Source organism: Mesorhizobium sp. M1409, assembly GCF_040317535.1.
In the GTDB taxonomy this organism is placed as follows: Bacteria; Pseudomonadota; Alphaproteobacteria; order Rhizobiales; family Rhizobiaceae; genus Mesorhizobium.
Window position 1 is genome coordinate 43,405 of sequence record NZ_JAMYKV010000039.1, and the last position, 21,826, is coordinate 65,230.

General features: G+C 61.9%; 15 protein-coding genes and 1 pseudogene. 2 read left to right on the plus strand and 14 right to left on the minus strand.

The genetic code is table 11. From position 1 onward, the window contains the following. Positions 1–134: 134 nt before the first annotated feature. From NKG99_RS25340 to NKG99_RS25395, 12 genes are all read right to left on the minus strand, one after another. A complete protein-coding gene (locus NKG99_RS25340) occupies positions 135–1,022 on the minus strand; it encodes a D-glutamate cyclase family protein (RefSeq protein ID WP_352871570.1) in 888 nt (295 codons plus the stop codon). 169 nt (positions 1,023–1,191) lie between these two features. Then, complete coding sequence (gene sctT / locus NKG99_RS25345) at positions 1,192–2,007, minus strand: type III secretion system export apparatus subunit SctT (protein WP_352871572.1); 816 nt, start codon at positions 2,005–2,007, stop codon at positions 1,192–1,194. A 9-nt stretch (positions 2,008–2,016) separates the two neighbouring features. Next, on the minus strand, positions 2,017–2,286 hold the full coding sequence (locus tag NKG99_RS25350) for an EscS/YscS/HrcS family type III secretion system export apparatus protein (protein ID WP_352871573.1): 270 nt from the start codon (positions 2,284–2,286) through the stop codon (positions 2,017–2,019). Positions 2,287–2,304: 18 nt separating this feature from the next. Next, positions 2,305–2,958: a type III secretion system export apparatus subunit SctR gene (gene sctR / locus NKG99_RS25355; RefSeq protein WP_352871574.1), complete on the minus strand. Its 654-nt coding sequence runs from the start codon at positions 2,956–2,958 to the stop codon at positions 2,305–2,307. Continuing rightward, positions 2,951–4,057 carry a type III secretion system cytoplasmic ring protein SctQ gene (gene sctQ, locus NKG99_RS25360; protein ID WP_352871576.1) on the minus strand — a complete coding sequence of 369 codons (1,107 nt, stop codon included), beginning with the start codon at positions 4,055–4,057 and terminating at the stop codon, positions 2,951–2,953. Before sctQ ends, sctR begins: the two co-directional genes overlap by 8 nt. Positions 4,058–4,100: 43 nt before the next feature. Next, on the minus strand, positions 4,101–4,589 hold the full coding sequence (locus NKG99_RS25365) for a hypothetical protein (protein WP_352871577.1): 489 nt from the start codon (positions 4,587–4,589) through the stop codon (positions 4,101–4,103). Next, positions 4,576–5,934: a FliI/YscN family ATPase gene (locus NKG99_RS25370; protein WP_352871578.1), complete on the minus strand. Its 1,359-nt coding sequence runs from the start codon at positions 5,932–5,934 to the stop codon at positions 4,576–4,578. The genes NKG99_RS25365 and NKG99_RS25370 overlap by 14 nt, the downstream gene beginning before the upstream one ends. Next, positions 5,931–6,548, minus strand: coding sequence for a type III secretion system stator protein SctL (sctL, locus tag NKG99_RS25375; RefSeq protein WP_352871580.1), 618 nt, complete (start codon positions 6,546–6,548; stop codon positions 5,931–5,933). Before sctL ends, NKG99_RS25370 begins: the two co-directional genes overlap by 4 nt. Positions 6,549–6,553: 5 nt before the next feature. Continuing rightward, complete coding sequence (locus NKG99_RS25380) at positions 6,554–7,174, minus strand: SctK family type III secretion system sorting platform protein (protein ID WP_352871581.1); 621 nt, start codon at positions 7,172–7,174, stop codon at positions 6,554–6,556. Next, positions 7,171–8,106, minus strand: coding sequence for a type III secretion system inner membrane ring lipoprotein SctJ (sctJ, locus tag NKG99_RS25385; RefSeq protein WP_352871582.1), 936 nt, complete (start codon positions 8,104–8,106; stop codon positions 7,171–7,173). The genes NKG99_RS25380 and sctJ overlap by 4 nt, the downstream gene beginning before the upstream one ends. After that, positions 8,022–8,654, minus strand: coding sequence for a hypothetical protein (locus NKG99_RS25390; RefSeq protein WP_352871584.1), 633 nt, complete (start codon positions 8,652–8,654; stop codon positions 8,022–8,024). The genes sctJ and NKG99_RS25390 overlap by 85 nt, the downstream gene beginning before the upstream one ends. 20 nt (positions 8,655–8,674) lie before the next feature. Next, positions 8,675–9,322, minus strand: a complete 648-nt coding sequence (locus NKG99_RS25395; protein WP_352871585.1) for a type III secretion protein — start codon at positions 9,320–9,322, stop codon at positions 8,675–8,677. A gap of 351 nt (positions 9,323–9,673) precedes the next feature. Here NKG99_RS25395 and NKG99_RS25400 point away from each other — a divergent pair. Both NKG99_RS25400 and NKG99_RS25405 read left to right on the plus strand, forming a co-directional pair. After that, positions 9,674–9,985, plus strand: a pseudogene (locus NKG99_RS25400) (L,D-transpeptidase); the annotation flags it as partial. 3 nt (positions 9,986–9,988) lie between these two features. Beyond that, positions 9,989–10,921 (plus strand): LysR family transcriptional regulator, encoded by a 933-nt coding sequence (locus NKG99_RS25405; protein ID WP_352871586.1) that lies wholly within the window; start codon positions 9,989–9,991, stop codon positions 10,919–10,921. 17 nt (positions 10,922–10,938) lie between these two features. On the opposite strand, the gene NKG99_RS25410 is transcribed toward NKG99_RS25405, so the two are convergent. Both NKG99_RS25410 and NKG99_RS25415 read right to left on the minus strand, forming a co-directional pair. Further along, complete coding sequence (locus tag NKG99_RS25410) at positions 10,939–20,778, minus strand: LysM peptidoglycan-binding domain-containing protein (RefSeq protein WP_352871588.1); 9,840 nt, start codon at positions 20,776–20,778, stop codon at positions 10,939–10,941. 76 nt (positions 20,779–20,854) lie between these two features. Further along, complete coding sequence (locus tag NKG99_RS25415; RefSeq protein WP_352871590.1) at positions 20,855–21,715, minus strand: MurR/RpiR family transcriptional regulator; 861 nt, start codon at positions 21,713–21,715, stop codon at positions 20,855–20,857. Positions 21,716–21,826 lie beyond the last annotated feature (111 nt).

Consider the following 21,826-nt stretch of genomic DNA (forward strand, 5'->3'; position numbering starts at 1 on the left):
TACGCTAACGCCTACCGACTATCGAGACCAATCAGCGATTTTTCCACCTTGTGGCGTTCGATAGCGCGTCCAAACCGTCTCGAAAAGTACCGTCACCGCTCCAATTGCGGCCGCTCTTCGTTGCAAATATTTAGTCATTGTGGGTCTAGAGCATCGTCGCGAGTCCAAAACCCGCCCATTTGCACGCCCGTATGCGCCAAGCTGGCTCCGAGACGCGCACCGGCTTGTGCATCCACGTCGGTGATCAGCATATGGCCCGGCGACACCGTGATCGAGATCGCGAGTTCGGCACGCGCAAGAGCGTCTTGAGCGGTCAGGCTGCTGGCCCAGAATACAGGGACCTCCCCGTCCCGGATTTCGACCGCATCGCCCCAGTCGGGAGCCATCAAATCTCGTATCCCGATGGTCGCCGGCTCCCCGACATGGATAGGGGAGCCGTGCGCATGCGGAAAACCTGCCGTCAGGGCGCGAATCTTATCGACGTCGCAATGTCTTATCGGGCGCATGGAGACGACCATTTCGCCACCAAACGGTCCGACCTGGAACGTCTCGATCCTGGTTCTAAACTTGGGGGAAGTCCTTCCGAAGCCGATGCGACGGAGCTTCACTCCCTTTTTGGCAAGTGCCGCCTCGACGGTAAGCGAACTGCCGAGCGCAAAAGCGGCGAAATCATCCCGCCACAGGTCGATGATGTCGGTTTTCCGACGGATCATCTCCCCGAAGCAATAGATGTTATACTGGGGTGCATCGGTGCGAATATCGATATCGCCCAAGGCTGGGAGCAAAGGGCTGCCGGCACGGGTGACGCCCACCAAAGGACAGGGTTTCGGATTGCGGACGCAAAACCGATGGAAATCCCCGGCAAAACTGCGGGGCACAATCACAATATTGGCCTGCAGCTTACCGCGCGCAAGCCCTCCCGTATATCCTTCATAAGCGCCCATTCTAACCAGTTTGCGCAGCCTATCTGCATCGACCAGTCGCAAATTGTCATAGAACAATGAAGTGGTCTGGCGAGCCATGGCTTCCGGGCATATGTATGTTCAGAGACACGTCGAGAGCGCGTAAGATCATCGACGCGTTGCCCGCTTGTCAAATTATCAGAATCTTCCCTCGTCGATAAATTGTATTTATTGGTCGACCAATGGAGGCTGCTGTTATTATTAGGATCTGCTCATGGAGTTTTTGTACTCATTGACAGCTGCGGCAGCCGATTGCTTCCATCTGTCGGCCTGCTTCGTGTAGGAAGCCGAGGTCCCGGTTCATATAGAAGAGCAGGAAAGCCGCGTAGAGGACTAGGACAAGGCTGAACACCAGCGTCTTGACGACCAGCGACAGGGCAAAAACATTCAGGTGCGGCGAGGCGCGCGCCAGAAAAGCCAGAACAATGTCGGACAAGAGCATGCTGATGACGACCGGGAACACAAGGGTCAGTGCCATCACCAGGATGCGGGTGAGCAGACTGAGAAATATCCCAGCGGCATCCTTGCTGAACACAGGCAGGAGTTGGTCGATAGGCCAGAGGCCGTAGCTGTCGTAGAGGCTGGTCAGGGAAAGCTGCAAGCCCCCGGCCGCCAGATAGATCGTAATCATGATGATGGCCAGCAAAGTGCCGGTGGCACTCGTCTCATGGGTCATCATCGGGTCGATCAGGGTCCCCATCGTGGAACCGCGCTGCAGGTCCAGGATATCGCCAGCGGCTTCCGCCGCCCAGAACGGTATGCCCATTGCCAGCCCGAGCGTCACCCCGACAACGACCTCCTTGAGAATGTACAGGACGATCATCGTTGTCGCGATATCGGTGGTCGTCAGCTTGGTCACGATCATCGGGAAGACCGGAACCGCCAGCGCGAGAGCCACGCCGTTGCGCAGAAGCCCGGATAGCGGCACACGCGAAAAGAGCGGCATCAGAAGCATGAAACCGGTCAGGCGTGCGAGCGCGAAAGCGCCGGCCAGAAGATAGAACTGCAGCTCCTTGACAGATGCGAAGATTGGTTCGACCGGCATCCGACCGCCTCAGCGCGTGACGACGGGGAATTCGTCCAGCGCCGTCGAGGCCTGCTCCGCGATCTGCTGGCCAAGCAGCGGACCGAAGACGATGATGACCAGCAGGATCACGACGAGCTTGATCGTCTGCGGCAGCGACTGGTCCTGAATCTGCGTCAGGGCCTGGGCAAGGCCGACAAGGATGCCGACGGCAAGCGCCGCGATAATCGCCGGACTGGACGCGAGCAGCACCGTCAGAAGCGCGCTCTGGACCTTCGCCAGGATGAAGTCATTGTTCATGCAAATCCCCCAGCGGCGTCAGACATAACTCAGGATGAGGCCATGCATCAGCCGCGACCAGCCATCAATCGCGACGAAAAGGAACAGTTTCAGCGGGATCGAGATGAGAACCGGCGAGACCATGATCATGCCGAGCGTCATCAGGACATTCGCGACAACGATATCGATGATGAGGAAAGGGAGATAAAGCAGGAAGCCGATCTCGAAGGCACGGGTAAGCTCGGATGCGACAAAGGCTGGAACAAGGATCGAGAGATCGTCGTCCTTGAGGTTCTGCCGCGCTTGTTCCGGCCACAGGCGAGTGGTGCCGTCAAGAAAGAACTGCCGCTCTTGCGGCTGGGTGAATTTCATGAGATGCCGCTGCAATGGTTCTCTGACCAGTTGCGCCGCCCTGGCGAGGTCGTCCGTCGTCTGGAACTGAACCTGCCCGTCCTGAAGCCGGCCCGACATCTCGCTCAGCATCGGCGTGGTGACGTAGACCGTGAGCACGAGCGCTATGCCGTAAAGCACCAGATTGGGCGGCATCTGCTGGACGCCAAGCGCATTGCGGACGAGAAACAGCACCACCGAAATTTTCAGGAAGCCCGTCATCGTGACGACTGCCAGCGGCAGCAATCCGACGAAGCCGACAGCGATCAGAATCCCAAGCAGGTTGGGCGAATTCTCAAGCATTGTCGAACATACGGACGATCCGCACGCCCAGGTTTTCCCCAATCCGCACGATCTCGCCACGACCGACACGCTTGCCGTTGGCGATGATGTCGACGGCCTCCTCGGTTACATCGGTGAGTGCAACGACAGCGCCGGGCGCAAGCTGTCTTACGTCCCCAAGAGGCATCGCCATGCGGCCGATCTCGAAGGCAAGCGCGACCGGCAACTCGTCCAGAGTCGACTCTTCCAATGTCTGGCCGGCTGGCGGCGGCGTGTTCTGGTTCATGGTCCACTCCCAATTCGATCCGGCGATTGCAGTCGGCGCGGCAAGCAATTGCGGCCCATCGGCAGTCAAGGTCACCGGCGCATAAAGGCGCTCGGCAATGATGAGTGCCGCCATGCGTTCTTCCTCCGCATCCCTGAAAAGCACCACATCGCCAGGCTGCAGGCTTTGAAGCTCGCCAAGGGTGATCGTCAGCGCGCCACGCCGAAGGCAGACCGACAGCGGGAATTCGGCCGGAATCGGCGGCCTCGTTTTGCCGATCTCGTCGAGAAGGCGGCCGATCCGCACCGCCAGGCCGGCGTCCGTCGTGTTCAGCACGCAGTCTATCGTCCCGTCGTTGCCGGCCATGACAAAAGCGAGCGAGATTTGCTCCGAGACCGTATCTCTTCGTTCGACCGAGGTGAGCGCGATCCTCTCACCCAGCTTGCCCTCGATCCTTTCGAGGTCTTCTTCGAATGCGGATTCCAGCAGCAGTGCGGCGTGCATGGGCGCCAGTCGTTTCATGTCGACCAACTCGTCCGCCTTGGCGAAGGCTCGTTCGACCACAGAAAGCGGCAGGCGCAATTTGGCGACCTTGCCTGCGACGGTGAACGCAATCGTGCACAGCCGCTGATCCGCGGGGTTCGCCGCCGGCCAGACCGCAGCGATCGTCATTGCCTTCCCCGCGATGGTGATCTGCGCGGGAGCGCGACGGCGGTAAAAGGCGTTCAATGCCCCGACGTCCACGGCCGGGACGGATTCGAGCGTCAGCCGTTCGCCCACGACCGGCAGTCCGGCAGTGCGTTTCTTCGGTTTTCCCAGCGCTTTCGTTTTTGCCGACGCCAAGGCTTGAGGCATCACACTTCCATGTCCACATCCATATCCACGATCACGGATTGGGCTATCGTTCCGCGGGCAAGTGCCGCGGACCGCGTTCCTCCTCCTCGACAAGCTCGGAAAGAGCCAGGCGACGACGCGCGCTGCGTTTGGTCAGATGCTCCAGCAGTCCATCCAGCTTCGCCACCGCCTTCACGCTCGCACGATGATCGTTGCGCGCTGCCGACAATTCCACTTTCCGACGCTCCTCGGCGACGCCGGCCATCTTCTCGTTTTCACGCAGCTGCGCGGTTTTTCTGGCGGCGATTTCGAACCGTCCCTGGAGCCGATGCAGGCTGGCGGCCTTTACCGGTTGTCCGACAAGCGAACCGAACGCCGCATCTTCGGCGTCAACCGTGCGCTGGAGGTGCTGCGTGACGGCGGCGGCCGCCTCCTGAGCTTCCCTGGTGGCCCGGTGCGCGGCGGCGTGCCTTCTGATCACGCCTTCCTTCGCGCGTTCTTCCCGGCGGCGTCTGAGGTCGCGCAATCGAGCGATCATGTCACGGTCTTTCATCGACGATTTCCCGCATGAGTTGGCGTGTCTTCTCGATGCTCTCGTGTGTGGCGGACGCCTGACGCAGAAAGGCTTTGATGACATCGATCTTCGCCACTGCCTCGTCCGCCACGGCATCGCTGCCCTTTTCGTATTCACCGACCCGCAGGAGAAGTTCGATGTCGGCGTAGCGGGCAAGCAGCTCACGCAGGTGGCTGGCGTCGGACCGATGTGCCGGCGGTACAACCGCGTCCATGAGACGGCTTCGGCTGCGCAAGACGTCGATGGCCGGGAAGTGGTTCCGCTGCGCGAGTTCGTTCGACAGGAAGACGTGGCCATCGAGCAGCGCCTGAATTTCCTCGGCGACAGGATCCAGTGTGCCGTCGCCTTCCAGGAGAACGCTGTAGAGGCTCGTGATGGAACCGACGCGGCCGGGGCCCGAGCGCTCGAGCAGGCGCGGCAAGACCGCGAACAGCGAAGACGGAAAACCGCGACGCGTCGGTGTCTCGCCCGAGGCCAGGCCAATCTCGCGCTGCGCTCGGGCAAACCGCGTGATGTTGTCCATCGCAAGCAGCACATGCTTGCCCTGGTCCCGAAAATATTCGGCAATGCTGGTCGCCACATAGGCGGCCTTGACGCGCTCGATGGCAGGCCGGTCGGATGTCGCAACGACGACGATTGCCCGCTGCCGCCCTTCCGGTCCAAGTTGATGTTCGAGGAACTCGCGCACTTCACGTCCGCGCTCGCCGACAAGGGCGACCACGGCAACATCGGCATCGGTGCCGCTGACAATGTCGGAAAGCAGGATCGACTTGCCGACGCCAGGTTCACCGAAGATGCCGACGCGCTGCCCACGCGCGCAGGTGAGCAGCCCGTCGAGGGCGCGGATTCCAAGCTGGATCGGCTCGGAAATCAAGCTGCGCTCGAGCGGGGATGGCGGATAGGCGTTGACCGGATAGCTGCCGGTAATGCCGTCCGGCGAAAGCGGTTTGCCATCCAGTGGCTCGCCGAGCGCGCTGATGACCCGACCAAGCAGGCCGGGTCCGACGGGCACGCGCTGGTCCTTTCCGGTCGCAACCACCTCGGTCAGGCTTGAAAGACCGGTCAGATCGCCAAGCGGAACAAGGATCGCCATTTCGTCCATGAGGCCGACGACTTCCGCCCTGGTCGTCTTGCCGGTCCTGGGATCGACCAGTTCGCATATCTCGCCGATCCGGGCCTCCTCCATGGTTGCATGGATAACCGTGCCGGTGACCCGCTTAACACGCCCCTTCCTCGGCCGGCTTGCATCGTCGCGGAGGGCGGAACGCAGGTTCGGAATGATAGACGCCAGACGGCTTTCGATATCGACAGCGGGCTGTGTCATGGAACCTCCGCCTTTGACGCAATCGCGGCAGCCATGGCTTGGAGCTGCGCGTCGATGCTCGCATCGACGACGGCAAAGTCAGTCGAAACGACGCAGGCGCCGGTTGCCAATGCGTCATCCGCGTCAATCTCGACCGTCATGCCCAGATCACCCTCGCGCAAGACCGCGTCCAGCTCATCGCGAACCCTGTCCACGGAAGCGGGATGAACGCGGACTTTCAGATATTTGGCGCGGCGAATTTCAGTCACAGCCTGACTTGCGGCCTTCGCGACAAGCGTGCTGACGTCGAATTCTCCAAGCATTCGCCTGACGACATCGAGGGCCAGGCTGATGACTTCGGCTTCCAGCCCGCCAAAATAGCGATCCACCTTGACCGCTGTCTCGCTCATCAACCGCGTGGCGTCCGCATCGCCTTGCGCCTTGCCGTCTTCATAGCCCTGTGCATATTCAGCCGCATAGGCTCGCCGCGCGGCGTCACGCAACTGCTGCGCATCGCGCCTTGCTTCGTCGAGAACGGCATGCCCATCCTGCAGCGCGCGCACCTCGGCGGCACGCAGGATCCGGGCGTAAGGGCGCCTCGGCACGGCATCGGTCGCTTTGCCTAGTTCGACCATCGCGTCTAGCTCATCGCTCGTCGAACAATCGCGGGACCGGTCTCGGCAAAGGGTCCGGCTACCGCCTGGTCGACAAGCTCGTGCGGCACCAACTTGAGGCGCACCCGCATGCTCGTGTCGCCAGGCATCGCCTGACACCAGGCGCCAAGGCAACGCAGGCCGTCGGCATAGACGCGACAGTAGATGTCTTCCAGGGGCTCCAACCGCTGCATCGGACCAGCCAGATCGCGGTTGGCGACCGCGAAAGCGCAGAGATCCGCGCCAAGCGCTGCCTGCCACGCGGCCGCTTCGCGTCCAACAATGACAGCGGCTAGACTGCCGGCCCAGTAGATCGCGCCGGCGCGAAGCGCAAGTTCCTCCAACTCCTCGCCAGAGGACAGAGCGATCGCTCGATCGACCTCGTCGGCAAGCTCTTCGACTGCTGAAGACAGCCTATGACGCTCGACCAGAAGCTCCGACAATCGTTCATGCAGGCGTTGCGATTGCAGCATGCGCTCGCACGCAGCCTCGCCGATCGTACCGTCAAGGCATTCCGCGAGCCTTGCCGCATCGACATAGGATGCGGGGTTGGACACGAATGCCTGCCACTCCGGGCTGGCGGTTTGCGTCGAGCGGGTCTCGGTCATGTCTTCTTCACGGGCATTGTCGAAGCATCGAGCGCATAGACGCCTGGCTGTCGGCACCACTGCAGATAGGCCAGGCGGGCAGCCAGCGCGAATATGGCCGCCGCCATGCCGTAAAACAGCCCCATCGCGGCGGCAACGCTGTCCGGATGCATCCAGAGGCCGAGGAAGCTCGTGAGGCCCGCCTCGCCGGTTCCCTGTTCGGGGGCCGTCGCGGTCACCGGAATGAGGGTGACGGAGACATTGTCATAGGTCAGTCCGGCGACACCCTTGGCCACCAGCATCTTGACCTGCGGAATCAGCTCATTCATCGGAACCGATGCGCGATGGCGGATGAAGACGGAGGCGGACGACGGCACCAGCTGCTGTCTCAGCGGATCGTTTTCGGGCAAGACGAGATGAACACGCGCGGAAAGCACGCCGTCGATATCCGAGATGGTCTGCGACAGTTCCTGGCTCAGGCCATAGATCATCGTCGCCCGCTCTTCCGCCGGCGAGGATACAATCCCACCTCTCTTGAACACCTCGCCGAGCGTTTGGAATTCCTGTTTGGGCAAGCCGCTTTCGTCGAGAATCGCCATGGCCTCGGCGAAGCGGCCCTTCTCTACGGAAACCGTCATCTTGCCGTCCTTGCCGGTCTCGCGTTGCGCCGGAATCCCGTGGCGCACCAGCGTAGCCACGATCTCATTGGCCTGCCGCTGGCTGAGGTTGGAATAGAGCTCCACAGAGCACGCTTGCAGTACGAGCATACCCATGACAACGAGCGCGACGCGCCAACGGGCGCCGTATCGATTCAATAGCGTTGACCGCCACGGCAAGGTTAGCGTCGGCACGAAACACTCCGCGGCATTTACTGTTGTTTGATCAGCGTGCTGGTGGACGACGTGACGGCCGTCACGCTGCTCGTCACGACCTCGAGATTGGCGGCTGCCCACATCACCGAAATGGACCGTTCGAGAAGTTGCTCGGCATTCTTTGCCGGGGAATTCTCGGCTTCCTTGCCGGACGGCGCTGGCTTGCCGGCAGCATCCTGCGTGGCGGCTGTCTCGGCGTTCGCGGGAGCGTTCGCCTGGCCGAGTGCTTTCTGGACCTGTTGCATGATTCCGTCCAGCGACCGAACGGCCGAACCGAACAGCGCCGACGGATCCGTGAACGCCCCGCCTCCTGCCTTCTCGGCCTCGGCCAGATAGTCGAAGAGTTGGCGCTCGACGATGGGCTCGGTCCTTTCCGGTTTGGAGGATTGGCCGGCCATTGCTGGATTGGCGCCGGACGATGCCTGTGCCACCTGCTGACCAGACCGTGTGGCGACATCGCTGCGCTCAGGCGTGTTGAGCTTCGCGGCGTCGTGCTTTTCCTGCTTGGCACCGACCATTCGGTTGCCAGGCTGCGCCGCAGCGCCGGCGGTGATCTGCTGTTGCGCGCTTATGCTGGTGGTCAAGTTTGCAAGTGTAGCTTCCAGGGCTCCAATCGGCGCGATTTGCATGAACCTGCTCTCCTGTTTTCCTAGTTCTTGTTGGCGGAGGGGACATCATACGCCTCCACCTGCCTGCCGCGGAAAACGCGGACCGAAACAACCTTGCCCGGCTCCGGCTTCGTGCCCGTTGCCGCGGGAACCCCGAGCGTTTTCCTGACCAGTTCGATGTAGGAGGGCGGCCCCGATACCGAGACGACATCGTCTTGTTTCGAAACCTTTACCGGAAACCTCGGATCGATGACGCCCAGCCGCGAAAGCCGATCTTCGGCGCCGGCAGCCGTGTTGGCATCAAGCCGGATCATTTCCGTCTGGATTTCGGCTTCGGTTGCCACGTTCATGACAATGCCGTCGAAATGCCAGACCAGCCCATACCGATTGCAAATCTCTTCCAGAAACTCGTGGGCCGTTCCAACAGGCATGCCGGCACTCAGGCGCCCCTTTACAAGCTTGCTTACACGCATCGGCACCCGCATGTTGCGGCCAAGCTCGACCAGCGCGTCTGCCACTGACTGGTCGACCGTGATGTATTTGTAGGGGCCAGGAGGCCAGCGCGGTTCGGCGGCATACGCGCGCTGCGAGGCAAGGCCGAACGCCAGAACCATCGCCAGGCCGCAGGCGACAAAGGCAGCCCTGGCTCCCGACAACCGATCCGCATGGCAGATACCGCGTCCCGTCAATTTTGGTCCTATTGCAAGCGACCCACGAGTGTTGCCCGCGTCGCTCGCTTCATGGTTTGCCCGCCGGTCTCACTCTATCGCGCACACTGGAAAATTGGAAGTCCATTTGGACTACGCATTAACTTTCTGTGCCAAATGTTGCGAACCACAAACAAAGCGATATGGTGCGCGCTGGAATCAGGCGGGACCCATGTGTGATCCACTGTTCAACGCCTGGATGCAGAGAGGTGTCGGTGGTGGCAAACAGGGCCCTGCTCGCGAACGTGTTCGTTTCCGCCAGCATAGCGGGAGGCAGTATGCTGTCCGGCCCACGTCTCAGCCGGAGACTGGCTGCGGCAGCCTTTGTTGCTGCCACGCTGGTTGCCGCCATGGCGGCGCAGGCCCCAATCAAACAGCGCTTATGACCCTAGAAGCTGGACTTACGATCAGGCGAGAAATGTGCTGGTCTCCCCTTCTGCTCCTGACCAGACGTCAGACGAAGGAATGCTGCCTGGCGCCCGCGCCCTGTATATCGGAAATACGCTTTATCGCGTCCACGGCACCAACCAGCCATGGACCGTCGGACAGGCCAACTCCTCCGGATGCATCCGCATGACCAATGAAGACGTTATCGATCTATATGACCGCGTAAAGATTGGAGCTCAGATTATTGTCCGGCATTGAATCGTGATCCCTTTCAACATCAAGCAGCTCGAAACCTTTCTCCTGGTCGCCACTTTCGGAAGCTTTCGAAAGGCAGCGGAACGCCTGAACACGACGCAGCCGGCGGTATCCACCCGAATTGCCGGCCTGGAAGAAGCGCTGGGCGCCAAGCTGTTCGAACGGCATAGCAGCACCGTCAGGCTGACCGCCGAGGGACAAAGGCTGCTGCCACCTGCTCAACGGGTCCTGCGCGTAGCGGAACGGCTGCAACTCGCGGCCAACTCTCTCTCAGAGACGGCAGGGGTGCTTCGGCTCGGGGTTGCCGAATCCATCGTGCACACCTGGCTTCCGGATTTCCTGAAGGAATTGCAAGCAAACTACCCGCTCGTCGATACGGATATCGTCGTTGATGCGACGACGACCCTTCGCAACGAACTCATGTCCCACAGGCTCGATCTTGCAGTGCTGATGGGCCCGATTCTAGAGTACAGCATCGAGAACATCGAGCTGCCATCCTTTCCGCTCGTCTGGGTCTGTTCGCCGCGATTGAAATTGGCCAACCGAAGCAAGCTGACGCTGAATGATCTGATGCAGTTTCCGATCATCAGCTACGCGCGCACCACCAGACCCTACAGCGAACTTTACCGCAAGCTCACCAGTGAACTGGAAGAGACGCCGCGTATCTTTCCGGCCAATTCGCTGGCGGCCTCCATCAAGATGACTCTCAACGGTATCGGGATAGCCTCGCTCCCCGAGGAAGTCGTCCGGGACTATACCGCAAGCGGCACACTGCGCATTGTCGACTGCGAATGGCACCCGTCCGACCTGCAGTTTACCGCCTCCTATTCTTCCGAACCATCCAATGCGATAGCGGAGCGGGCGGCGAAGCTGGCTGCCTGCGTCGCGCACGCCTATGCCGCGAGAAGCGGCAAGGCGCAGCCTGCTGACGGGCGCTAGATTGGGCCGGCAGTTCCTCAGCCGACCGACGTGACCGGCAGGTAGATGCGGTCGCCTGAGAAAATCATGTCCGGACTCAGGATATGATCCATGTTGAGCACCACCGTCTCCGCCACATCCGCTGAATGGGTCCTGGCGATCAGGCGGATAGAGTCGCCGTTCTTGACGTCGACCCACTGATAGCCATTCTTCTCCAGTGTTGGATTCGTGCGGCCCTCGGAATTGCTGCTGCCCTTGGGGTGAACCTCGACATAGTCGCCGGAGACCCAGCCGCTATGCATTTCGCCGTCCGGTCCGAAACCTTCGACGGGTATCCAGGCTTCTCCCGAAGGATCGGTCGAAGGCTTCGCGGTCTGTTCGACGAATGTGCCGGGTTGCAGAACCGTCGCCACGGCCGAATGCCCGTCGGGCTGGGTCCGCAAATTCAGGCCGTCATCCGCTTGCACGACAAGTTGCGGAAAGGTCTCTGGCAGGGTTTGCGTCCCACCTGGAACATCCGAAGGATCATCGGGTCGCTGGGACGAGGCATCGCCATCCGGTTTTTTCGGATCGGGTGGAGGGGCCGTCTTCGCGCCCTCCCAAGGCTCCGCGAGCAGGGAGTCCAGCGAGAAGAGAAGCATTCCAACGCCGAAGGTGATGCCCAGGGTCCACCGATCCCATGCGGTCCATCTTTTGTCGGACTTTTCCGCCGCCGCGATATCGGCATCGGTCCGCGGTACCGAACGGCTATTCATTCGGTCCGTCCTTATGGCCGACGCCCAGAATTCCGCGCAGCCGAACGTGAACATGGTGCCGGCGACTGTTGCGATCGGCGCCGGCCAGGAATGCAGCGTATAGACGGCGCAGCCAAGCACATATCCTGGTCCAGCCAGATGTTCGGCCAGGTTTCGGATCACCGGTCTGCCTGTGAACGACTGCAGCATCGACTTCGTGCCATAGACGATGTTGCCGAGCGTAAACGTGCTGTTGACGACAAGATCCTTACCCTGGATCATCCCGGTCGCGGCACCTGGCGCCGCGGCTATGAATGTGGCTCCGCCGAGCGCGTTGAGGAATCGCCCGAACGGCTTGTGACCCGCGGTTGCGTTGGGGAAGAGCGCCTGCGCGCCGAAAACGAAGCCTCGCACGCCAAATGCCACCCCACTTGCGGTGGCGGTCCAAGTTGGCGGCAACGAAGTCCACAGCATGTAGGAGGTGGTCGACATGCCGCCAAAGGTGGCGAGCGCCTGAGCGTTTTCCCGTATCCTGGCATGGCTCAGCGCCAGATCGACGCTGCTCGCTTGCTCCGGCGTCATCGCCTTTTTATGGGTTGCCCGATAGGTCGTCAGTTGCAGCACGGAGAGGCCGTTCATGTGATCCCCGCTCATCCACTCGAACTGCTCAAGCGTGAACTTGCGGAACTGGCCGGGGCTCATTTCCTCGAACTGTTTTGGTGTCACCGCTTCGATTTGCGGCTGGGTCAGCGCTTCGGTGTGGTGGATCGTGAAGGCGCCCCATTGATCGCGGGTCAACACCGGGATCTGCTTCTCGGTCAGCCACGGCACCTGCTTGGGATCGAGCTTCGCCACGTCCACGGAACCGACCATGGTTTCGGGGATCGCCTGAACCTGGCGCTCGGTTAGGTTCTTCAGCAATCCGGCCTCGCCCACGTCCTTGAATTGCTGTGACGTGAACTTCGCGACCTGGCCGGGCTTGAACCAAGGAACCTGGCGCGCTTCCAACTTCGACACGTCGACGAACTCGACCAAGTCTCCTTTGATCGCCTGCAACTGTGGCTTCGTCAGTTGAGGCGTCAAACCGGCTTTGCCGAGATCTTGGAACTGCTGGCCGGTCATGTTCCGGATGTGGCCCTCGGTCAGCCAAGGAATCTGTTTCCCGTCGAGGCCCGCGATGTTGACCTGGCCTATCTTTGCCTTCGGGATACCCCGCAGTTGGCTCCTGGTCAGAGAAGGCAGCAAGCCGGCCTGATCCAAGTCGCGGAACTGCTGTTCCGTCAGTTCGGCCACCTGCTCACGCTTGAGCCAGGGAATCTGGTTCGGCTGGAAATTGCCCATGACGAGATCCGGCACCTGGTCAAGCGGCGTCGCCCTGACGCCATCTCGGGTGAGCGCGTGGCCGCCGGAAGCACCGCGTATCCATGGCAGCACGACGGCTTCGCCGGTGTCGGGGTCGTACACCAGTATGTGCGTCTTGTCCGCCAACTCCGGTGCATCGGCCGGCGCGCGAGGCCGGTCGGAAGGCGGCACATAAACCTGTTGCGGGCCCCTCGGCTCGGTGCCCAACATTGTCGCGGTGATCACCTTGCCGCTCTCGTCCTTGAGCTGCATGGTTCGGCCCGAACCGGTTCCGGCCGTTGCGGATTGGGGTTGCGGTGCTGCCGTGGCGGGCTTGTTGTGTCCGAAGATGTTGCCGACAATTCCCGCATCGTCGAGCGCCCGCTGCAAGTCCGCGGAAGGCGGCGCATCGAGGAAAACCCAGCGCGGCTGATAACCCGGGTTCTCGTTCCGCAGCGCCACATCCTTGTTGATCTGCTCCTGCAGTTTCGGCGTGAGTGGTACTTCGCGCATCTGCGCGACACCGTTGATCGTCGTCCAGCGATGATAGGTCTTGACCTCGATCGCTTCGATCACGTCGTCGCTCTTGAAGACGGGCGAATCCACATACCGCCCACCCACGCCTGAGACGGGGTGCGCCCCGCCCGGGTTGGCATCGACCGGGAAATGCACTTCTCCAGGCGACCCATTGAGTTCGCGCGTATAGATCTCGCCGGCCTGCCATTTCTCGGGCTGGCGCATGTTGCGGACCTGTTGCAGCGAATAGGTCGTTGGAGGCGCCGCCTCGATTGCCTTCCTGGCTGGCGTTGCCGCCGGCGGCACGGTCTCGCCTTCCGGCCTTCCCTGACTGCCCGGCACATGGTCCTCGGAGGCGCCGCGCACCCATGGCAGGACGTATGCCTCTCCGGTCTCCGGATCGCGGAACAGAATATGCGATTTGTGCATCAGTTCCGTTTCGTCGCCGCGCGCTGGTTGTCCGTCGGCTGGCGGCACATAGACATTCTCCGCGCTCTTTGGCAGCGGTCCATATCGGGTGGCGGTCACGGATTGACCGTGCTCGTCCCTTATCTGAATCGGGCCGTTTCGGCGGCTGCCCACTTGCGAGGAGAGGAAGGTCAGCACGCCATCGGCAACGTTCTGGCGCATGAAGCCGCCATCGACGATCGATGGGCCGAATTCCGTCCGGAACTGCTCGATCGCCGCGCGCTGGTCGGGCCTTGCGTTCTTTTCCAGTTCGCCGAGGAACTGCTCCAAAGAGGCCTTGCCGCCCTTCGGAATGCCTGTCGCCGAGCCGTCGCGCGAGGTTTCCACGGTGTGGGCGAGCCAGGCCGGGATCGTCAATTCCTCAGTTTGCCCGTCGGCCCGATTGAAGGTCAGTGTCGCGGTTTCGTTCTCGGCGATCGAAGACGCGATGCTGGCCGCCTTGGACTTGTATTGGATTCTCACCTCGGCGCTGAAAGTCAACGCTCCAGCAGGCAGAGGATGGGTCGACAGTGAAAGCGTGTAGCGCGTGGCCGGGGTGCCATGCGAACCGTAGAGGTTCTTATAGATGTTGCCCGCGCTCGGCATGTAGCGGGACTGCGCTGATCCGTCGGGTTGGAAGCGCGCCGGAAGCCATGATTGTACTGTCGATTTCACCTTGTAGGTCGCGGACGTGACCATCCGGTCGGGATTGAACCCCAGTACGCCAGGCAGCCTGTTGTGATCGTTGAAGATGACGTCGACCAGCATCGCCTCGGGATTTACAATTCGAGCCTTCTCGCCGGTCAGCAAAACGATGTCCGCGGTGGGCGCCTTGCCCGGTATGGCCGACAGCCGCAACCCGCTCAGCGTCGGTTCGTCAACCAGAGAAACCGTGTTCGACGGATCGATCTGGCCGGCCTTGACGAGGTCACGGATCGAGCGGATGCCATCGCCCTGGCCGATGGCTGCGATGAGTTCGGACGCCTTCGCCGGATCCTTGACCGCGAACTGGATCTTCAGGCTTGTCGAGCCGAGAGCGGATTGGATCTGGTCGTATGCCTGCGTCGACACAATGTCGCCCGGCTGGAGCGTGTCCTTGACGGACAGTTCCGGGCGCTTCTCGAAGCCGACGCGCGGCATCTGGTCCACCGCCGCGACATGATTGGCCACGATCGGCAGGCGTATGCCGGCCTTCGTCTCGGTCATGACACGGTCGAACGGAAGCGCGCCTTGCAGCGTGACATGGCCGGAGCTGTTTTCCGCCGGCACACCAAAGAAATCGTGCTGGCCGGGTGCGAGCGTGACCTCCTTGCCATCGAGCGAAGGCGTGTAGGCCATCTCGATCACGGTGCCTTCGCCATCCGGCGTCATCCCGACGATGGCGGCATCCACTGGCTTGGCGTCATAGCCGGTCGCATCGCTGAATATCGCCTTGCTCGCAGCCGCCGACAGATCGCTGCTGCGGACCGGGAAGGCCGTCTGGTTGGACACCGGCCATACGCCGGCCTGGAGGCTTGTGATGTTCCTGTATTCGCGTGCCCGGTAGGATACGACGCCCTGGGTGCCGAGCGCGTCCTTGAACGGCGTCAGGCTGCGTTGGCCGACGCTGTCGACGATCGACCATCCGATCATGCCGAAATCGGTCTTGGTTCCGACACCGAAGCCGACGGCCGCAATTGTCGGCGAGCCGATCCCGAATGCATCTCCGGTGTTCAGCCGGGCCCGGAAGGTGACGCCGACGCGGAAGTCCGGCAGGATGTCGCGAAGTGGCGTGCGCGGTATCTGGACGCCGTCCGGGCCATAGCGCTCGGCCATTTCGCGGCTGGAATAATAACCCTTCTCCTGCTCGTAGCGGATCACAAGCTGTTCGACGGTCAAGCCGTCGAGATAGGCCGAGGGCGTCCTCGGATCCTTGCCGCTGGTGTAGACATACTCGCTCGTGTCGTGTCCGGGCGTGCTGGCAAAGCTGCGTGTCTCCGGGTCCCAGACGAGGCGCACCGTTCCGTCTTGTCCTGTCGGCTTGCCCGGTACGATGATGGGATCGCCATCGGCGGGATGGGCAGTACCAGGCGGGGTCGACCCCTGAGGATCGTGGCCCGGCTGCATTGTCGAACCATCGCCGCTGCCGTCATCGGCCTTGATCACGTCTCCAGGTATCACCGGATGGCTGGGGTCGTGGAAGACCTGCTTCCCGGTCGGCCTGTAAACGCCGTCGGCACCGATCTCATAGACATTCATTGGGCGCCCCGAGGAACCGGGCTCCGGCGCCGGCGGCAATTGCCGCGGTCCGTTGCCGCCAGGCGGCTGCTGGTGTGGTCCGTCGCTGACCGGTGGCGGACTGGCGTCCGGACCATTGGAGCTCGCCTGCGTGCCCGTTCCCGGCCGCAACGTACGCAGGCCGTGGATGCCGAGGCCGGTACCGGTGACCCCGGTGCCAAGACCCGTAAGCGCATTGGCAAGCTGGAGACCATTCATCTGGTCTCCGTTGACGGCAAGATCGTAGGCAGAGGTCGCCAGTAAGGGTGCGCCGACAATCACCGAGCCGACATCCATTCCCCACGCCGCCTTGTTCAGGCCGGCGGTCGATTGCATGTAGCTGCGGGTTTCGAGCGCCAGGGAAGAGCCAGACCGTGTTGCGCCTATGCTGCCGCGGAAGGCCTGGAGAGCGGTCATTTCCTTTCCCGCCATGCCAATGGTGCGCAGGCCGCTGGATGCCATGGGCAGAACCGTGGTCGCCGCGCTGGCGATGTTCATCAGTGACTCTCTATCGTCCCACTCGCCGCCATGTTCCAGATGGTTGACCTGGTTTATGACCGCTCGGGTTCCGAGATAGGCAGCCCCCGTATAGGCCAGCGGTGCCGCGATCGGCGCGGCCGGCGTGAACGACAGGATAGTGGCGATGCCGGTCCCAATGCCAACCAGCGGATCGACAACCTTGTCCCAGACCGAGACGTTGCGCGCCTTCACCACTTCAAGCGCGATCTTGCCGTCGTCTCCCGCCTTCATCTCCAGTCCTTTGGGAACGACGAGCTTGCCGTTCTCACCAAACTGGCTGTTGTTGTCCTGGAAATCGCCGAGGTCGTCGAACTTCTTGCCGGTTGCGTCGACATAGCGAGTGTTGCCGTCTCCGTCGCGCACGGCAAAGAGCGTGACCTGCTGCGTCCCGACCTCGTCGTCGACGTAGAAGATCGGTACTCTGCGCACATACGGATTGTCGCCGCCAATATCGCGGATCTCCTCCGTCACATTGTCGATCGCCTCGCGGCCATCATCGGTCGAACGATCCAGGCCGAACGTCCTGGCGACCGTGTCGTCGAGGGTCGTACCAGGTTGTTCCCGGAACTCGTTGTCGTAGCCGCTGTCGAGCAGCTGCTGGAACTTCGGCTGATAGATGCCGTCGAGCGTCTGTTGCTGATGTTCGTCCAGATAGGTCTTGTCCACCGTGCCGTTGCGGTCGGCCAAGAGCGAGGGATCGCTGAGCCGAAGCTCATGGTAATCGCTGAACCCCTGCACCACCCTGCGCAGATCCTCGGCCTGCGTTATCTCAGCCCTTGTCGCATCAAGCTTGAGCTTGGAGACCGCCAGTTCGGGGTCGACCCAGCGGCCACCATGATCGTCATCGTGTGTGTCCAGGTCGATCCAGATTGCCTTGCCGCCCTGGGTCAGCGCATCGATCCCTATCTGGTTGTATTTCTGGGCAACCTCCGGCGCCACCTTGATCGTCTGTCCGCCGACATCGATTTCGACCGGCTGCACGCCATCGGGCAGCGTCCCTTGGGGCGCATCGACCGCCCCAGGCCCGTGTTGCGTCAGCGCATTGTTGAAGTTGGTCTGCAGGCTCGTCAGCTTCGTTTTCAGGTCGGTGATGCTGTTGCCGAGCTGCTTGTCTAGGACATCGTTCAGATTCTTTGCCGCTTGCGCCTCGCCGGCCTTCGCGGTTTCCAGGCCGTTGGCGGTGCACACCTTCTCCGTCGAACCGCTCAGAAGCTGTTGCCAGTCCTTGTTGAGCTGGCGGTCCCGGTATTCGTCCCTGACGTTCTTGTCGTTCAGACTGTAGGTGAGCTGCTGCTCTGTCGTTCCTTTGTCGAAATGGTTGACGACCCAGAGCTGGCCATCACGGACTTCGAGCGTCGAGGTCTTGTAGTGACCCAGGTAGTCGCCGCTATACCGGTTGTATTCCTCGTTCGGGTCGAACTTCTGTTCGCCAAGATACTGGACAAGCAGCTTTTGCTCGAGATCCGTCTGCTGCGCGCCGACCTGTGCGGCAGTGGTATGAGCGTCGAAGTAGTTCTGGTAGGCCTGCGCCAGTTCGAGCTGACTGCCTGCTGTCGTCTGCAGCGCCTTCAGGTCCTTGTATTCCTTCGAGTCCGTGGGGACGCCGTCCAGTTCGGCCTTCCCCACCAGGAAATCGATGGTGAGCTTGTCGCCCTTGCTCAGATGCAGGCCGACCTCGGAAAACAGCTTGTCGACGGCTGCATGCTCGGCGACACCCTGAGCGTGTTCCGTATACCGGTTCGGGCCGTTGACAGGGCCGACGGCTGTTGCATTGGGATCACCCAGCGGCGTCAGCGTGCTCTGCCCGGCGATGGCATCTTTGAGGACGCGTCCGGCATTCTCATATTCGCCGCGGGCATCCCGTGCGTTCTGCAGCAAGGTGTTGGCCTTGGTCAGCCGCTCCCGCGCATCGGCGAGCGTGCCCTTCGGTTTCTGCGCAGTCCATTGCAGGCCGTGAGGCGCCAATGCCTTGTTTATGATGGTCTGCGCGCCATCGACCGCATCCTTGTAGGCGGGATCGAGCATATCGACGTTGAACTGCTCCTGCTGCTGGCCGGCCAAGGCTCGCGTCTCGGTGATGCGCGACAGGGCGATGTTCTCGTCAATGATGGCCTGGGCGACCTGGGGATCGACCCAGGTCCAGACGCCGTCGATCTTCATCGGCGTCCACTTCCCTCCGGAAGGTGCGTTGCCCTGTGGCGGATCGCCGAACGGATCGACAACCCTGTTTTGCCCATCCAGCTTGGGCTTGGCGGCCGTGCCCAGACCGTATTTGTCGATCAGAGCCTGTTTGTCCTGTCCGGCTTTCTCCGCGGCGTCGATGAGGCTGGGCAAGGTCTCACCGGCCAACAGCCCTTCGACAAAGGTCTTCACGACCTGGCCTTCCTTTGCCTCCTCGGAATTGCTGCTGTTGGGGTTCACCGCCAATAGCGTCCTGGCCAGGGAGGCCTGCGTGCTTCCTGCCTCGATCTTCAGGTCGATGCCGGTGGTGTTGTTGTGCAGCGTCAGACTGCCATCGGGCCTGGTGGTCAGCGTATAGCCGTTGAAGCTGACCTCCACCGTCGTGCGCGTCCCGTTTTCGATGGTGATTTTTTCGCCCGGATGGATGGTGTCCGGGTCGCGGGACGAGCTGAAAAGTTCCGGATTCGTCCGCCTGAGATCATCCAGTGTCACGCCATGTTGCCGCGCGACCAGGGTCAGGTTGTCGTCGGGTTTGACCTCGTACTCGACGGGTTTGCCGCCGTTGATCTTCTCGGTGGTGGTCGTCGTCACGCGGCCGTCCTTGTCGGTGACGATCTTGGTCTCGGTCCCTGTTTTCGGATCGACGATGGTGGTCGTGGTTTCGCCGGTCTTGGTGTTGCGTACACTGTTGCGGGTCTTGCCGTTGCCATCGACGGACTGCGACGTTTCCTTGCCGTCCGCCGTGGTCACGACGGTGCGTTCGTCGTGCTGATAGTCGTGCGAGTAGACGGTCTTGTTGCCGCTGTGCGGATCGACGATTTCGACCGACTGCACGTCGCCGTTGCCGCTTGCCGCTGCCTGCGTCTTGACCTGATAGCCGGCGGCCTGCAGTTCGGCGATCACCTGCTCGCTGGTGCGGCCGTTGTCCCGCGCGATCTGCTCGATGCTTTTGCCGTCCGCCAGACCGTCCTTGATATTCTGCGTGCTTGTCCCGCCGGGATCCTGCGCGGCCGCCAATATGGTCTTGCGGCCGTCTGGACCGGTGACCGTGGTGACGGGAAGCGACGGGCCGGCGCCCGGCGTCACCGTTTCCACCGAAGCACCGTTGGGCAGCGACGTCCGCTCGGTGACGGTGCCCGAACCGAGGTCGTCTTCGTAACGTGTCGTTATGGCGCCGGTGTCGGCATTGTAGCTGCTGGTTTCCTTGCGCCCGAGCCCATCCCGGACCGGCGTGGTGGTCGCGGTTCCGTTGGGTTGCTCGACGCTCGTATAGTAGCTGTCGTGCTGGTAGTCGTAATATTGCGTGACGGTGCGGCCGCTGGCATCCGTGATTTTCGTCGTCTGCACATCGCTATTCGGATCGGTGGTCGACACGGTCATGCCGCCAGACCGGAGCGCGGCGATGACCTGGTCGCGCGTCATGCCGCGGGCAGACGCGATCTGGTCGATGCTCTTGCCGCCGGTGACGTCGTTAACGATGTTGCGGGCAGTCGTCGCTTCCGCGGCGTTGTCGTCGGGCTTGCTTCCGTCAAGTTTGACCGGCGCCAGCGTGGGTGCCGCGAGATCAGTCCGCACATAGAGCGCCGGCGTCACCGTCGTGCCGTTGCCGGGCGTGCCGGTGCCAGCGTTCACGAGGTTGATGCCCGGCGCCGCCGGAGCCGCGACAGGCGGCGGCTGAAGGGAACTCAGCTGCGTGTTCACCTGCGCCAGTTCCTGACGGGCCTGCGCCGACCAGTCGCGCTCGCCCATCCTGTTGGCGAGCCTGATCTGCTCCCGGAGTTTCGCCGCCTGCGCCTCCAGCCGCGCTATCTGCTCGGTGTTTGCCGTTGCATTGACCTTCTGCGGCTGGACCGGCGGCTTGTTGAGCGTTATCGGGCGAACCATCTGGACGACCTCCGGAAATCACTGTTGCCGGCAGCCTGGCCGCCGGCACGCCCGCCCGATCGCACCCTTTCGGAGGCTATCGAGGGGGCTTCCAATAAATGCCGAAAGCGGCAAGCTGCTCTTCCGACTGTTTTACCCGTTCGACGGCATCCGTTTCGGACCGCGCTGCCGTCAGCGCCGCCAGAAGCTCGACGGCGGCGAACGCCGGCGCCATGCTTCGGAAGAACGACTGAGAATTCGACGTGACGATGATTGTCTCCCGCGCGATCCGCGTCAGCGGAGACACGCTGCTGTCGGTGATTGCAATCACGCCGACGCCTTGCCGAGCCGCCTGGCGCGCCACGTCGATGGTCGTGCGTTCATAAGGCGCCATGCCCACAGCCAGAAGCACGTCGCCACGTCCCGCGTGCTGGAGTGCATCCAGGCCCTGTCCGGCCATCTCGCCGACAAGCGTCACCTTGCGATCACCGCCAGCCAGAAACGACATGACGTGAACGAAGTGGCTGGCGACCGGATAAGCCGAACGTGAGCCGAGACCGAAAACATCGCGCGATCTTGCAAGCAGGTCGGCGGCGGCAACGATCTGTATGGCGTTGGTGTATTCACCAAGACTTGAAATCTGGGCCGCTAGCCTGTCGGCAACGACGCCGACGGTCGAATATCCCGGATCGCCACGCTGTTCGATCCCCTGTCGCGCCGGCTCTCCTGCGATCGTCTCCCGCAGCGCGCGCGCATAAAGACCGCGCATATCCTCGTAACCTTCAAGGCCAAGCAATCGCGCCAGCCGCATCATCGTGCTGTGCGAAACGCCAGCCTGGTGCGCCTGCTCGCGCATCGACATCAGCGCGACCTCCTTGGGATGATCCAGCACGAAACGCGCGGCGACCCGCAACTGCGGCGGCATATTGTCAAACCGTTCGACCAATAACTCGGCCAAAGGACCTTTTTCCATCCTGAAGTACCCCATTCACCCGCTTGGCAGATTACTCCTCACGCGTTGGCAATGCAACAATTGGAACTTGAGCGGGTCGCATATTCCAAATGGACT